General features: G+C 59.0%; 16 protein-coding genes and 1 pseudogene. 15 read left to right on the plus strand and 2 right to left on the minus strand.

Features of this window, described 5'->3' with window-relative positions; translation table 11 throughout:
• The first annotated feature begins 37 nt into the window (after window positions 1-37).
• From J0G10_RS12810 to J0G10_RS12880, 15 genes and pseudogenes are all read left to right on the plus strand, one after another.
• Complete coding sequence (locus tag J0G10_RS12810; protein WP_220558593.1) at window positions 38-586, plus strand: cytochrome b; 549 nt, start codon at window positions 38-40, stop codon at window positions 584-586.
• Between the two features lie 230 nt (window positions 587-816).
• Window positions 817-1,029, plus strand: coding sequence for a DUF4287 domain-containing protein (locus J0G10_RS12815; RefSeq protein WP_123374929.1), 213 nt, complete (start codon window positions 817-819; stop codon window positions 1,027-1,029).
• A gap of 13 nt (window positions 1,030-1,042) precedes the next feature.
• The gene (locus J0G10_RS12820; protein ID WP_123467769.1) at window positions 1,043-1,522 is read left to right on the plus strand and encodes a GNAT family N-acetyltransferase; all 480 of its coding nucleotides are present in this window, start codon (window positions 1,043-1,045) and stop codon (window positions 1,520-1,522) included.
• Window positions 1,523-2,157: 635 nt separating this feature from the next.
• Window positions 2,158-2,520: a DUF6124 family protein gene (locus tag J0G10_RS12825; protein ID WP_016982978.1), complete on the plus strand. Its 363-nt coding sequence runs from the start codon at window positions 2,158-2,160 to the stop codon at window positions 2,518-2,520.
• A 136-nt stretch (window positions 2,521-2,656) separates the two neighbouring features.
• Window positions 2,657-4,198 (plus strand): DUF2235 domain-containing protein, encoded by a 1,542-nt coding sequence (locus J0G10_RS12830; RefSeq protein ID WP_220558594.1) that lies wholly within the window; start codon window positions 2,657-2,659, stop codon window positions 4,196-4,198.
• Window positions 4,198-4,857 (plus strand): DUF2931 family protein, encoded by a 660-nt coding sequence (locus J0G10_RS12835; RefSeq protein WP_095111524.1) that lies wholly within the window; start codon window positions 4,198-4,200, stop codon window positions 4,855-4,857. The genes J0G10_RS12830 and J0G10_RS12835 overlap by 1 nt, the downstream gene beginning before the upstream one ends.
• Before the next feature lie 31 nt (window positions 4,858-4,888).
• Window positions 4,889-5,545, plus strand: a complete 657-nt coding sequence (locus tag J0G10_RS12840) for a DUF2931 family protein (protein ID WP_220558595.1) — start codon at window positions 4,889-4,891, stop codon at window positions 5,543-5,545.
• Window positions 5,546-5,859: 314 nt separating this feature from the next.
• Complete coding sequence (locus J0G10_RS12845) at window positions 5,860-6,849, plus strand: aldo/keto reductase (protein WP_220558596.1); 990 nt, start codon at window positions 5,860-5,862, stop codon at window positions 6,847-6,849.
• Window positions 6,846-7,436 (plus strand): annotated as a pseudogene (locus J0G10_RS12850) (flavodoxin). The gene J0G10_RS12845 and the pseudogene J0G10_RS12850 overlap by 4 nt, the downstream one beginning before the upstream one ends.
• 24 nt (window positions 7,437-7,460) lie before the next feature.
• Window positions 7,461-8,453 carry an aldo/keto reductase gene (locus J0G10_RS12855; RefSeq protein WP_007913036.1) on the plus strand — a complete coding sequence of 331 codons (993 nt, stop codon included), beginning with the start codon at window positions 7,461-7,463 and terminating at the stop codon, window positions 8,451-8,453.
• A gap of 62 nt (window positions 8,454-8,515) precedes the next feature.
• On the plus strand, window positions 8,516-8,983 hold the full coding sequence (locus tag J0G10_RS12860; RefSeq protein ID WP_007913035.1) for a (R)-mandelonitrile lyase: 468 nt from the start codon (window positions 8,516-8,518) through the stop codon (window positions 8,981-8,983).
• A gap of 229 nt (window positions 8,984-9,212) precedes the next feature.
• Complete coding sequence (locus J0G10_RS12865; RefSeq protein ID WP_007913034.1) at window positions 9,213-9,986, plus strand: carboxymuconolactone decarboxylase family protein; 774 nt, start codon at window positions 9,213-9,215, stop codon at window positions 9,984-9,986.
• 121 nt (window positions 9,987-10,107) lie between these two features.
• A complete protein-coding gene (locus J0G10_RS12870) occupies window positions 10,108-11,052 on the plus strand; it encodes an alpha/beta hydrolase (RefSeq protein WP_177321049.1) in 945 nt (314 codons plus the stop codon).
• Between the two features lie 48 nt (window positions 11,053-11,100).
• On the plus strand, window positions 11,101-12,153 hold the full coding sequence (locus J0G10_RS12875) for an alpha/beta hydrolase (protein ID WP_007913032.1): 1,053 nt from the start codon (window positions 11,101-11,103) through the stop codon (window positions 12,151-12,153).
• A gap of 82 nt (window positions 12,154-12,235) precedes the next feature.
• Window positions 12,236-13,129, plus strand: coding sequence for a LysR family transcriptional regulator (locus J0G10_RS12880; protein WP_007913030.1), 894 nt, complete (start codon window positions 12,236-12,238; stop codon window positions 13,127-13,129).
• 207 nt (window positions 13,130-13,336) lie between these two features.
• Here J0G10_RS12880 and J0G10_RS12885 read toward each other — a convergent pair whose 3' ends face one another.
• Together J0G10_RS12885 and J0G10_RS12890 are read right to left on the minus strand one after the other, a co-directional pair.
• The gene (locus J0G10_RS12885) at window positions 13,337-14,443 is read right to left on the minus strand and encodes a DNA alkylation repair protein (protein ID WP_220558597.1); all 1,107 of its coding nucleotides are present in this window, start codon (window positions 14,441-14,443) and stop codon (window positions 13,337-13,339) included.
• 2 nt (window positions 14,444-14,445) lie between these two features.
• Window positions 14,446-15,051: a glutathione S-transferase gene (locus J0G10_RS12890; protein WP_220558598.1), complete on the minus strand. Its 606-nt coding sequence runs from the start codon at window positions 15,049-15,051 to the stop codon at window positions 14,446-14,448.
• Window positions 15,052-15,059 lie beyond the last annotated feature (8 nt).

The raw sequence follows: 15,059 nt of genomic DNA on the forward strand, positions 1-15,059 counted from the left end.
ATCGGCCGTCACTCACGACAATCAAGAGGCGCAGCTTATGTCCCACGACATCGCCGTAACCCGTTACGGAAAACTCTCAATCACCCTGCACTGGCTAATGCTGGCGCTGTTCGTCGGCGTCTACGCATGCGTCGAAATCAAGGGCTACATGCCCAAGGGCAGCGAAGCACGCGGCTTGCTGATGGGCTTCCACGGCCTGTTCGGCGCGAGCATCTTCGCCCTCGTGTGGATCCGCCTGCTCGGCCGCCTCAGCCCACGCCCACCGATCACCCCCAAACCACCGGCGTGGCAGACCGGCATCGCGCACCTGATGCACCTGGCGCTTTATGGGCTGATGATCGCCACGCCGATCCTCGCCTGGCTAATGCTCGCTGCCGCCGACAAACCGTTCCCGTATTTCGGCTTCCACGTCCCCGCGCCGGTGGCCATCGACCCGGACCTCGCCAAGCAACTGAAGTACTGGCATGAACTGATTGGCAGCACGGGTTACTGGCTGATCGGTCTGCACGCGCTGGCGGGGTTGTTTCACCATTATTGGGTGCGGGATAACACGCTGGTGCGGATGCTGCCGGGCCGCACCGAATAACCCTGATCCACTACAACCCCTGTGGGAGCGAGCCTGCTCGCGAAAGCGGTGTGTCAGCGTCTGATGATGTTGGCTGACACGGCCCCTTCGCGAGCAGGCTCGCTCCCGTAGTTTTTTGTGGTGTCTGGCAGAGCGGGGCAGTTGCCGGAACCGCACTTCGCGTCCACTCTATGACCTGCCGACAAGGAGCGTCCGCCGACCCTCCGTCGTGACCACAGGGAGCTTGCAGCATGAGCGAAGACAACAAGGTAAAAGGCCCGGCGTCATACTTCCCCTCCATCGAGAAAAAATACGGCCAGCCCATCGATCACTGGCTGAGCCTGCTCGCCGGCATCACCGACAAGAAACACATGGAACTGGTGGCGTGGCTCAAGGAAGAACACGGCATGGGCCACGGTCATGCCAACGCCTTGGTTGCGCATCATCTGGCGGGTAAAAAGTGAGGGCAGGGCAGCGATGAATTTCTCCCACCGGCCAGTGACGGCCGACGACGTCAACACCCTCTGCAGCTTTCCCCAGGGCGAACAAGAGCTGTTCTTCATGTTCCCGAAAGCCAACTTCCCGCTGACGGAAGAGCAGATGCACAGCGCAATCAGCCAGCGCTTCGACTCCACGGCTTTTCTGGCCAACGGCGAGTTCGTTGGCTTCGCCAACTTCTACCGCGCTGAGCACGATGGCATCTGCTGCATCGGCAACGTCATCGTCGCGCCATACGCCCGTGGGCAAGGTGTGGCGCGGTACATCGTCGAAACCATGACCGCTGTGGGTTTCGAAAAATACCAGGCCAAGGAAGTGCAACTGTCTTGCTTCAATGAAAACACCGCCGGCCTGCTGCTCTACCCGAAACTTGGCTTCGTGCCGTTCTCCATCGAAGAACGCCCGGCGCCAAATGGTGGACGATCTGCCCTCATCAACATGACACGCCACCGACCATAGCCATCCCCCAATCCCTGTGGGAGCCGGGCTTGCCCGCGATGACGCCAGCCCGGCCGCCGCGAACCCCGAGTCCAACACAAAACCTGTGGGAGCGAGCCTGCTCGCGAAGACGCCAGCCAAATCCCAAGCCAGACTCAATCCCCTGTAGGAGTGAGCCTGCTCGCGATAACGCCAGCTCAGCCACCACCAATCCCAACTCAACCACAAATCCCTGTGGGAGCGAGCTTGCTCGCGAAGACGCCCAACCAGTCACCCCATCAACCACTGACCGAAATAAACAGTAAAAACCACCACTGTTTAAACGAAGCCTCAAGTAACCACCGAAACCCTACAACGCCTTGCGCCGTTACCTACGACTAAGCCAGAATCCGCCGGCTTGTGCGTCTAGGTCGCGGGTTCTATCGTCTGTCGGTCGCTGTAAAACAGTGATCGGGTTTGGTAGCCCTGAGTTTTCGTAGATTGCATAAGCATCATGATTCGCAGTGTCTGTTCGACACGGCTTTATGGTGGTCATGCACAGGGCGTCTTCGGGCGCGCCGGTTTTCTACGTCCCGGTCTACCAACCTGCGCATGGCCGCCACCCTCGTTTGGTAGCGAGAGTGATGGCTCCTTTTTTTGACGTAGGAGCTTCATCAATGATCAAACCAACACCCAACCCACCAGAAACCGACCCCACATCCCCCTACGAATCCCCCGACTCCAAGCGATTCCACGAAGCCGCCGAGCGCGCCCTCGACCACTACCTCAAACCCGCCAGCCAAATCATGGCCAGCACCCAACAACCCGAACGCATGTACCTTGCCAACCCCAAGTACAACAGCGAATCCCTGCTCGCCAACGCCAGCGAAACCCTCGGCTCCGCCAGCGAAATGCTCCTCAACTTCGCCGCGATGCTCGACACCCCGCACCGCAAAACCGCACTGGGCATCGCCCAAGTCGTAATGCTCGGCGAAATCGCCGTCAACCAAGCGCTGGATAACGTCGAAATCGCCAGCTAACCCCACCCCGACGAGGGGAAACCCTCGTCGAACCCCGCGGTCACACCCTGGCTGGCACACGGCCACGGCTTGCGCCCCCCCAGCCACGGCTGTCAACCTTCGGGCCGTTCTCAAGGATCAGAACCAGGAATCACGGATGAGTGGCTACGTACCCAACCCCCCAAAAAATTATCGTTACGAAGAAGCCAAACCCGTCGATATTCACGCCCAGCGTTGGGCGGAATATGAGAAACACGGAAAAGAACCTGCGCGCGAACCTGAGAAAATCGGGATCGCGTTGAGGATTGGGGTTTTCTTTGATGGCACTGGGAATAATGCGAACAACACGGCGGCTGGATTGCTGTGTGGGGCGCAGCATCCGATTGCGCCGGAAGATATTCCTGCTAGTTGTCAGCCTTACATGAGGGATCCGGACAGCAGCTACGCCAACGACACCACCAATGTTCAGAAACTGAGCGAACTGTACTTCGCACCTCAAAGGGCCGAAGGGGATAGTTCGCAGAAGCAAGCGTTCCGGATGATTTACATCGAGGGAATAGGAACTGAGTCAGGCAAAAAGGACAGTACGTTAGGTGGTGGTACTGGCCGAGGCGAAACAGGCGTGGCGGGCCGTGTTCAGTTGTCGTTCGCAGAGATCAAAACGCGTATCAAGGACGTGTTGGACAACAATCCCAATAGTGAAATTACGTCCCTGACCTTTGATGCGTTCGGCTTCAGCCGTGGTGCTGCTGCAGCAAGACACTTTGCCAACGAGGTCGTACGTGGAAAGCAGGGGCCACTCGGGGAAGTGTTGCGCAGCAACGCCAATGCCCTCAGCCGGACCTTCATCGAAGAGTACAAAAGCAGCATCAACATGGGTTTTATTGGCCTTTTTGATACGGTGCCATCCATTGCTGGCTGGTCGAATCTGGGGGACATCAAAAGTCCCATCGCAACAGGAATCAAACTTTACCTCGACCGCCGCTTCTTCACTGATGTCGTGCAGTTATCCGCGCGTGACGAATATCGGGCTAACTTCGCTCTGAGCCGCGTTAAAGCGGATCACTTGGAAATAACTCTGCCCGGGGTTCATTCCGACATCGGCGGTGGCTACCGCGATGAGGTCCAAGAGTGCGTGCTCGTCAGTCCGATGCAAACGCTTGAAGTGTCGCAATTTACCGATGTCTCCACTACGTCGATCTACCGTGATGCCGTGACGGTGAAGGGGCAGTGGCTCGCAAAAGGATGGCCAGCAGAGTTGCTGGAGATCGTTACGCCTGAAGCGCTTCTACTGCCCGTTGATCCGCAGGATCGGCTCAGCCCACGCATGAAGCGCGTATATGCCGCAGTGCAACTCAAACGTCCTGTGAGTGGCTTGCTCTCCAGGGTATATCTACGAGTGATGCACCGATTGGCAAAAGAGAAGGGCGTTCGGTTTCAAGACATTCCCGATACGCCTGAGTTGGCAGTGCCCGCAGAGCTTCAAGCGCTGTGTGATCGATTTCTGGCGGGTAGTTACGACACATCAATCCAAGAAGACCAATTGCTGAAGCTGAAGTACATTCACATGTCTGCAAATTGGAACCATCCTCTCGGGCGCAGAGATGGCAGTGGCGTCCGTGCCGTTTACATCAATGCCCCGACGCCGGACTCGATACGCGTACAACACCCCCATGTAGCTGACTGGAAACTTTGGTGATGAAAGTACTTTTTACCCTGCTATGCGCGCTGTTCATTACTGGGTGCCAGTCTGCGGATCCACTTTCAGCAAAAAATGACCCGAAATCCGAGTGGTGGGAGTTGGCGTTTACCGAGCCGGACTACATGAAGGTCTGGGTAGAGAACAGTTCTGTTCAAGACATTAACGGCAGGATTTTCTACAAAACCGGCGGCGGCACCGCTGCGGGGGGAGAGCCTGAAGATGGCACGGAGTCCGCCCGAGGTTGGACAGGTGGGGTAGGCGGCAGCGGAAGGAGAGTAGTGGGAGCAGATTTGCCTGTTCGCATCTGGGTCCGTTGGCAATCGATTGTCGAACAGAAAACGTGGCAGGCATGGGTAGAAATCCCAGAGGAAGCCAGGCAGTTGATGGTGGCGTCCGTCAATCAACGTTGCCCGCAGACGCCTGATCAGGAAGCGAGATTTATGGCGTCGGTTTATTTAGGGTTGGCCCCCGGTGGTGTTGTGCAGGTTTGGGTAAGAGACTCTTGCCACCACCCTGTCAAAGTCGCTCGAGCGCAGGCTGAAATTGAGCCGCTGGGGCCGAGCCAAGGTAAGAACGAAGGGCGTTACGCTTATCCTGTGAGTGAAAAGGCAAAGCGGTATATCGATAAATATGGCATTCCATACGGAAGTTGGTAGTCGTGACACTTAACTGAATGGATCTTTTGTAATGAACGCAAGGATTGCGCTGCTGGGCGCTTTATTGTTGTCTGGCTGCCAAATCGGAGGCCCAGAAACCGGCGAAAATGACCCTAAATATCCATGGTGGGAGTTAGTGTTCGTTGAGCCGAATTACATGAAGGTCTGGGTAGAGGACAGCTCCGTCCAGGACATCAATAACAGAATTTTCTTTCGCGCTGGCAAGAGCACTGCTGCTAGCGGTGAGCCCGATATCCGCACAGAGTCTGCTCGTGGTTGGGGGACAGTGTCGGGGAGCGGGATAGCTGTGACGGGCGCCGACCTTCCAAAACTGATCTTTGTCCGCTGGCAATCCATAACAGAGCAAAAAACCTATCAAGGTTTCATCGAAATTCCGGAAGAGGGCAGGCAACTGATGATGAAGTCAACACACCAGCGTTGCCCGGAAACACCGGAGAAAACCGCGCGGTTTATGGCATCGCTCTATGTGGGTCTCGCTCCGGGCGGCGTGCTCAAAACATGGGTTAGAGATTCATGTCGAAATCCGGTTGAGATTTCTCGCGGTCAAGGAGAGATAGAGCCTCTGGGGCCGGAACAAGGGAAGCACGGTGGTCGTTATGCCTATCCGGTAAGTGAGAAGGCTAAACGATACGTCGAAAAGTACGGCATTCCGTATGGAAGTTGGTAGGAAAGAGGTAGGAGTCACTTCTCTTGCCTGCTTTCAGTGGCGTTGTCAGGAGTGAATCACATTTGACAGCCACCGCGTCAATGCTGAACTCAGCGAAGGTCCGCTTTCGGCCAAAAGCGGACGGTCAAGAGAGTGTCAGATTTTTTGTGTGCGAGCGGTGATGGCCTACCGTGACCCAGGCTTTCATTCGGCAGTCGCCACGTCCCCTTTTCCGGGACTGATGAGCAAACCTCATCAAGCTTTGCCGATTTACCCGTCTAGTCCTCAGTCGTTAGCGCGCTTACTGTTCTTCCCATGCCCAACGGGAGATCAACATGTACAAACGCACACTCGGCAACAGTTCACTCGAAGTATCCGCCCTCGGCCTCGGCTGCATGGGTCTGAGCCATGGTTATGGCCCGGCCACGGACACCGAACAAGCCATCGCACTGATCCGCTCAGCCGTTGAGCGAGGCGTCACGTTCTTTGATACCGCCGAATTCTACGGCCCCTATATCAATGAGCAAGTAGTCGGCGAGGCGCTGGCGCCATTTCGCGACCAGGTCGTGATCGCCACAAAATTCGGCTTCGCCGTCGGCGCCGACAATACAAAGCAGACTCTGGACAGCCGCCCCGAACGTATTCGAATAGCCGTCGAGGGCTCGTTGCGTCGTTTGAAGACCGACTACATCGACTTGCTCTACCAGCACCGCGTCGATCCGAACGTGCCGATCGAAGACGTCGCCGGCGTAGTGAAGGACTTGATTGGCGAAGGCAAGGTCAAGCACTTCGGCCTGTCGGAGGCCGGTGCGCAGACCATTCGCCGTGCGCATGCGGTGCAGCCGATCACGGCGCTGCAAAGCGAGTACTCACTGTGGTGGCGCGATCCCGAGCAGGAAATCCTGCCGACGCTTTGGGAGCTGGGCATTGGCTTCGTGCCCTTCAGTCCGCTGGGGAAGGGGTTTCTCACTGGCACGGTGACGGCTGAGACCACTTACGGCAGCGACGATTTCCGCAGCATCGTCCCGCGTTTCAGCCAATCGGCGCTCCAGGCCAATCAGGCGCTGGTGGTGTTGGTCCGTCAGATAGCCGCGCAGAAACAAGCGACACCGGCGCAGATCGCGCTGGCCTGGCTGCTCGCGCAGGCACCGTGGATTGTGCCGATTCCGGGCACGACCAAACTGCATCGCCTGGAAGAAAACCTCGGCGGCGCGGAGATCACGCTCGATGCGGCCGAACTCAAAGCGATTGATACCGCGCTGGCGCAAGTCCGCATCGAAGGCGAGCGCTACCCCGAATCCCTCAAGGCGCGTGTCGGCCGATGAGTAACGATCACGATCCGCTGCGGCGCACGGTGATCGCCGCATTGGCCAGCGCGCCACTGCTGTCGCTTGCCGACACGCAGAGTGCCGGTGAAACACCGCGTTCTGGCTCGCGCATTCTGGTCGCGTATTTTTCGCGCTCGGGCAATACCCGTCTGGTTGCCGGGCTGATCCAGCGTGGACTGGGTGCCGATCTGTTCGAGATTTGTCCGGCCCACGCTTACCCCTAGGACTATCTGCAAACCGTGGAGCAGGCCCGCCAGGAGCGTGACAGTGGCTTCGAGCCCGAGCTGCAGAACAAGGTTCATGCCCTCAGCGACTACGACACGATCTATCTCGGTTTTCCGATCTGGGGTGAAACCGCGCCGCCGATCGTGCGCGCATTCCTCAGCGCCCACGACCTGACCGGCAAGACCCTCATCCCCTTCAACACCCACGGCGGTTACGGCTTGGGCAACAGCCGCAGTGTGCTGGTCAAGCACGCGCCGAAGGCCAAAGTGCTGGAAGGATTTGTGATGGAGGGTGAGCAGGAGCGCAAGACCATGGAACGCGTGAACGGCTGGCTGAACGATCACCCTCTCACGCATTAATCGAATTCTGTACGGAGTGACATAATGAAAAACCGCACGTTGGGCAATGGCCTGGAAGTGTCTGCATTGGGCCTTGGCTGCATGAGCATGACGTCGGCCTACGGGCCGGCAGCCGACCAAGCCAGCATGATCAAGCTGATTCGTTCGGCCCACGAGCAAGGCGTCACCTTGTTCGACACCGCCGAAGCGTATGGCCCGTTCGCCAATGAAGAGCTGCTGGGCGAGGCCTTGCAGCCGATCCGCGAGCAGGTCGTCATCGCCACCAAGTTCGGCTTCGATATCGACCCGATCACCGGCGCACGAGGCGGCGGCACCAATAGCCGGCCGGAGCGTATCCGCGCCGTCGCCGAGGCGTCGTTGAAGCGCTTGCGTACCGATCACATCGACCTGTTTTATCAGCACCGCGTTGATCCGCAGGTGCCCATTGAAGACGTCGCCGGCACCATCAAGGAATTGATCGCCGAGGGCAAGGTCAAGCATTTCGGCCTGTCTGAGGCAGGTGTGGAAACCATCCGCCGGGCCCACGCGGTACAACCGGTCACGGCGGTACAGAGCGAATACTCGCTGTTCTGGCGCGGCCCGGAACTGGAGCTGCTGGCGGTGCTGGAAGAACTGGGGATCGGCTTCGTACCGTTCAGCCCGCTGGGCGCCGGTTTTCTCACCGGTCAGATCGATGAGCACACGCAGTTCGACGCCAGCGACTTCCGCAACTTCGTCCCGCGTTTTTCCCCCGAAGCGCGCAAGGCCAACCTGGCGCTGGTCGATGTGGTGAAAGTCGTCGCTGAGCGTAAGCACGCGACACCTGCGCAAGTCGCGCTAGCCTGGTTGCTCGCACAAAAACCGTGGATTGTGCCGATCCCTGGCACGACCAAACCCCATCGACTGCAAGAGAATCTGGGCGCGGTCGAACTGCAATTGACCGGCGACGATCTGCGCGTGATCAACGAGCAGATCGCGCAGATTCAGGTGCACGGTGAACGCCTGCCGGAATCGGCACTGAAAATGACCGGACTCTGAGTCTGCCCAACGCGGCGCCACGGGCGGCGCCGCTTTTCTTGTCTGACCGGAGAACCAATCCGATGAACCGATTGATTGCGCCACTCGTTGCTTTGTCACTGATGGCGGCAGAGTCCCAGGCCGCCGGCGAAATCCGCATCACGCCAAACGGCGCGCAGCCCTCGGTCAAGGGCGCGGCGCAAAACTTTACCGGCACGGTGCGCGTTGATGGCCTGTTCAAAGGTGAACCGCCGGCGCGCATCGGCGGCGGCACAGTGACCTTCGAGCCGGGCGCACGCACGGCGTGGCACACCCATCCGCTGGGGCAAACGCTGATCGTCACTGCCGGCGTCGGCTATGTGCAGCAAGAGGGTGGCGCGCGTCAGGAGATCCGTCCGGGCGACAGTGTCTGGATTCCACCGAACACCCGTCACTGGCATGGCGCCACGGCCAGCAACGGCATGACCCACATCGCCATCGCTGAAGCCGAGGACGGCAAGACCGTCACTTGGGGGGAACAGGTCTCGGATGCGCAATACGCCGGTAAATGAAGTTACGGAATGTGTCGAAGTTGCGCTCCCGGCACGTTGGGGGCAATCGACTAGTCGACGTCTAAGCCCCGAATCTGCGGGGTTGCGTCTGGATTTCTGCGATGACTGCTCCGTCGATTCATGAGTTCTGCTCAGGAACCCATGCGCAATATCAGGGTTAATCGCCATAACCAACCTCCGTACGATTCAGCGACACCGCAGCGCCCCGCAATGGATGGAGCCCTTCACGATGATCACTGACACCCGCAACAGCACTGCACTCCCCACACTCATGGCGCTCTGCCTTGGCGTCGGGGCGATGTTCAGCGTCACCACTCAAGCAGCCGAGGCTTCGCCCACCATGACCAGCACACCTGCCAGCGCAGCCAGCTTGTCGAGCCAGCAACAAGCCATTCCACTGATCGCGGCGTTCATGGCGACCAGCGACATGCCCAACCTCAACACGGCGCTCAACCAAGGGCTTGATGCCGGCCTGACCATTAGCGAAACCCGTGAAGTTCTCGTGCAGCTCTACGCCTACGTCGGCTTCCCCCGCAGCCTCAACGCCTTGAATGAATTGATGACCGTGGTGCAGGCGCGCAAACAACGCGGCCTTGACGATGCGCCGGGACGTGAGCCGAGCCGGGCGACTCCGGTCGGGGATGAGCTATTGGCAGCGGGTACGGCGAATCAAACGAAAATCTCCGGCGCCCCGGTCAAAGGCCCGGTGTTCGAGTTCGCTCCGGTGATCAACCGGTTCCTGCAAACCCATCTGTTCGGCGACATTTTCGAGCGCGACAACCTCGACTGGCAAAGCCGCGAACTGGCGACAGTCGGGGCGCTGGCAGCGTCCCCGGGCGTGGAATCGCAACTGCGTTCGCACATGGCGGCGAGCCTGCGCGTCGGGCTAAGTGCGGCACAGTTGCGCCAGGTCACCGAGCTGCTTGAAAAGCATGGCGATACACAGACTGCCAAGCGGGCAAGCGCAGCGCTGACCCAAGCGCTCGCAACAGCGGGGAAATGACATGAAATCTGCAAAGCATTTACTGAGCGTCACGCTGCTGAGCCTGTTGGCGGCCTGCGCGAACCACTCCGAAGGCCCGCTGCTGATCCAGAAACAAGGCAGCTTCGCCGCCGGCGGAACGATGACCACGGCACCGGGCACCTTCAACCCGCGCCAACCGATGACACCCAACGGCCAGACCTACCACGGTGACCACGTCTACGCCTTCTATCAAATCCCGGCGGACGCGCGAAAACTGCCCATCGTCATGTGGCACGGCGCGGGTCAGTTTTCCAAGACCTGGGAAACCACCGCCGATGGTCGCGAGGGTTTTCAGAACATCTTTCTGCGCCGCCACTACGGCGTCTATCTGATCGATCAGCCCCGGCGTGGTGATGCCGGGCGCAGCATGGTCGAGACCACCATCAAGCCTGTGCCGGACGAACAACTGTGGTTCAACCAGTTCCGCATCGGCCTTTGGCCCCGCTACTTCAACGGCGTGCAAGTGGCACAGGACGCCCAGACCCGCGAGCAGTTTTTCAGGGCAATGACGCCGAACACCGGGCCGTTTGACATGGGCGTGGTCTCCGATGGTGTGTCGGCGCTGTTCGACAAAATCGGCCCCGGCATCCTGTTTACGCATTCTCAGGGTGGCGGGCCGGGCTGGTTGACGGCGATCAAGAACGACAAGGTCAAAGCCATCGTGGCGTTCGAACCGGGCAGCAGTTTCGTGTTTGCTGACGGTGAAGTGCCGGCGCCGATTCCCAGCGCGTTCGACACGGTGCAAGGCGCAGCGGTGCCGATGGAGCAATTCATGGCACTGACGCGCATTCCGATCCTGATCCTGTACGGAGACAACATTCCGGAACAGACAGTCGATCTGCCCGCTCAGGACAGTTGGCGCGCACGCCTGAAAATGGCCCGGCTCTGGCGTGACGCGGTCAATCGCCATGGCGGTGATGTGCGACTGATACACCTGCCGGAGATTGGCATTCACGGCAATACCCATTTCCCCATGTCGGATCTGAACAACGTGCAGATCGCTGATCTGGTCGCGCAGTTCCTCAAAGAAAAACAGCTGGACTGACCCAAATACTTTTGCTACTGCCGCCCTTTTTTTGCTCAGGAGCTTCACGTGAAAAACACTCTCAAAGCCACGCTCATGTCGGCATTGGTCGGTCTCTCGGCGGGCGAAGCGTTAGCCGCTGACTACAAGAAGAACCCGTTCACACTCGCCTATGACGGCGCGATCAGCAAGAACGAGCCGGGCAAGGTCAACATCCACCCGGTCAGCTATAAGCTCAACGGGCTGGACATCGCCGCCAATGTCTACACTCCTGCCAACTACGACGCGAAGAAGAACTACCCGACCGTGGTGGTTGCGCATCCCAATGGCGGCGTAAAAGAGCAAGTCGCCGGTCTCTATGCCCAGCGGCTCGCCGAACAGGGCTACATCACCATCACGGCCGATGCGGCCTATCAGGGCGCCAGCGGTGGCCAGCCGCGCAGCATCGATAAACCGGCGTATCGCATCGAAGACATTCACGGCATGGCCGATTTCATCAGCCAGTTCGCTGGCGTGGATGACAATCGTCTGGGCCTGCTCGGCATTTGTGGCGGCGGTGGTTATTCGTTGGCGGCGGCGCAAACCGACAAACGCTTCAAATCCCTGGCGACGGTGAGCATGTTCAACTCGGGTCGAGTACGCCGCAACGGCTACAACGACTCGCAAATGGACAGCATCCAGCAACGTTTGCAGCAGGCATCAGCTGCCCGCGCGCAAGAAGCAGCGGGGGGCGCGGTGCTGTATTCGGGGGATGCCAACCTCACCGACGAGCAGATTGCCAAACTGCCTTTCGAACTGTATCGCCAAGGCTATGAGTACTACTGGAAAACCCACGCGCACCCGAACTCGACCTTCAAATACACCACCAGCAGCCTTATTGACCTGATGCGTTTCGACGCCACCGACCATATCGAATTGATCAATCAACCGTTGCTGATGATCGCCGGCAGCAAGGCCGACAGCCTGTACATGACCCAGGATGCGTTCCCCAAAGCCACCGGCACCACCGACAAGGAAGTGTTCATCCTCGATGGCGCCACCCACATTGAAACCTACTGGGTGCCGCGTTATGTCGATGCCGCGATTGGCAAACTGACCACGTTCTACGCCCGTACCTTGTAATCAACTCTCTGGGGGTCGCGCATCTGTGTGCGACCTGCTTTCATGGAATAATCACGCGCCCCCTCATGAGAGGTTCTCATCAATGTCCCGCGCCAATCTCAACGACCTGCAAGCCTTCGTGGTCATCACCCGCGAAGGCAGCTTTACCCGTGCTGCCGCACAACTCGGCGTCTCGCAGTCGGCGCTGAGCCACACCATGCGCGCACTGGAAAGCCGCTTGGGTGTGCGCCTGCTGACGCGCACCACACGCAGCGTCTCGCCGACCGAGGCGGGTCAGCGGTTGTATCAATCGATGGCACCGAGGTTCGATGAGATCGAACTGGAACTGGCCGCCGTCAGCGAGTTTCGCGACACCCCCGCCGGCAATGTGCGGATTCAGGCGTCCGAGCATGCGGCGAACAATATTCTCTGGCCGAAGCTGCTGAAGGTGCTGCCCGACTACCCGGACATCAGGGTCGAAATCACCGTCGATTACGCCCTTTCCGACATCGTCGCGCAGCGGTATGACGCGGGGGTGCGCCTGGGCGAACAGGTAGCCAAGGACATGATTGCCGTACCGATTGGGCCATCGTTGCGCATCGCCGTTGTCGGCTCGCCGCAGTATTTCCAGCATCGGCCTTACCCGATGGAACCGGGAGATCTGGCGGCGCACAACTGCATTAACCTGCGCCTACCGACTCACGGCAGCCTGATGCAATGGGATTTCGAAAAGGATGGCCACGAGCTCAAGGCCCGCGTCGAGGGCCAATGGACATTCAACAGCAGCGTGCCAATTCTGCGTGCGGCCGTGGCGGGATGTGGCTTGGCTTTCCTGCCAGAGGACATGGTGGCGAAGGAACTTGCGGACGGTAGCCTTGTGCGGGTGTTGGAAGATTGGTGTCAACCCTTTGCCGGTTACCATCTCTACTACCCCAATCGTCGCGAACACTCATCAGCGTTTGGCGTTGTAGTTGAAGCGTTACTCTACAGGGACTGAGACATCGACCTTCAAGGCGTCTGGATTTTTTCCGCCCCCTCACAACCGTGAATGAGCAGATGATTTTGATCGACTGCGTCGGGCGCGACCGGCTGCAATGGGAGGTTTACTGCTCATTATGAATGGCAGCTATTGGCCGAAAGCTGCCCCATCCGTAATTCCCTATCAGTCCGAGTACTGCCAGATCAGCGGAATCCATTAGCGGTATCAATCAGCAACAATGTCAAACGCAGCACTCCCCAAAACCTCCCCATTAACCATAACCCTCACCCCATGCCGCCCCAAAAAATGCTTCCGCGTCGTAAAATCCTTAATCACCTGCCTCCGCCCCACAACCAAACTCCCAAACCCCGCCAACCCCACCGTCTTCAACTTAAAAACCTTCCTCGAAACCCCACCATTCGCCTTCACATAGTCAATCGCATAATCAATCACCAACCGCTGCTCATGCGCCACCGTCGACTTCACCACAAACGACAACGTAATCGCTTCCCCCAACCGCACCACCGCCGGCTCAACCCGCACATCCAACAACTCAACCTCAGCCTTCGCTCCCGCACCAATCACCGTCAACGCCCTTAAATCCCCCTGCTTAATCAAACTCCGCAACGCATGCTTGGCAATCCAGCTCGTATGCTTGTTCTCCAACGACCAACCTTCAATCGTGTCCAGCACCCACTCCGGATGCACCTTCGTCACATCATTCAAATGATTCGCCACTGACTTGCGCACGTACAAACTCTCATCCGCCTTCAACCGATCCAGTATCCCCGCTGCCAACTGCGGATCCGCCTGCACCGCTTCCAACCGAAACGACCAAGGCAGGCGAGGGCGGCTGCCTTCGCTGGCGAGGCGTCGGACGTGGTGGTTTTCGTCTCGGGTCCAGTCGTGCATCTGTTCCAGCGAGCGCTCGAGGTCGCTGCGCAGAAAGTGGCGGATGGCGAATTCGGAGGAGCCGAAGGTGGTGAAGTACTTCAGGGCGTCCATGGAGGTGTCGAACGCGTGCCCGCCGTAGCTGGCGACGTAGTGCGGCAAACACATGCTGACGAATCCGCTGTTCAGCCTTGGCGCGAGTTCACGCAATACATCGAGGGAATCCTCGTAGTCCAGCGGCAATACGGCGTGCAGGCTTTCGCTGACACGGGCCATGCGTTGCATCACTGATAATTCAGCGAGTCCGTCCTGGGCATGTTTGAGAAACGCCTTGGCCTTGAACGCCGGGTACACGGCGCTCATTTCGCGGGCGATGTGTTGCAAGCGCTCGGCGTTGAAGATTTCCTTTAACGCCGGGGCGGCGGTGTCGGTGGTGCTCATGGTCAGGTCATCGGGGTGCTGACGAACGCTTCGAGGGTTTCGGCGTAGGCGGTGTATTGGGCGATGTGTGGGTAGCGGCGGGTGTCGATCTGGTCGGGGACGACGAGGTCGGTGAAGCTCCAGGCGACGGCGAGGCTGATGCCGGCCTGGGTGAGGGTGCCGTCGGTGGGCAGGCCGGTTTTTTCCAGTTCTTGCTCGAGGGCGGTGAACGCGGCGGCGAGTTGGCCTTCGACGCGTTCGACCCACGGCTGGTATTGAATGTCGGCTGGGCGCAGGTTGCGTTCGTAGTAGAGCTGCACGGCTTTTTCGCAGGCGGCGAGGCTGAGGCCGATCAGGCGCAGGGCGTGGGCGCGTTGTTTCAGGTCGGCGGGGAGCAGGCTTTTGCCGGAACTGGCTTCGAGGTAGTCGAGGATGAGGGTCGAGTCCATCAGGACCATACCGTCGTCGAGGATCAGCGTGGGCGCTTTGACCACCGGGTTGATCTGCTGGAATTGCTCGAAGTGGCGGAACACCGAGACTGACTCGTGTTCGAGGTCGATGCCAAGGCGTTTGGCGGAGATCGCCACGCGGCGCACGTAAGGGGAGTCCAGCATGCCGATCAGTTTCATGACGCGTT

It is taken from the genome of Pseudomonas germanica (assembly GCF_019614655.1).
Taxonomy (GTDB): domain Bacteria; phylum Pseudomonadota; class Gammaproteobacteria; order Pseudomonadales; family Pseudomonadaceae; genus Aquipseudomonas; species Aquipseudomonas neuropathica.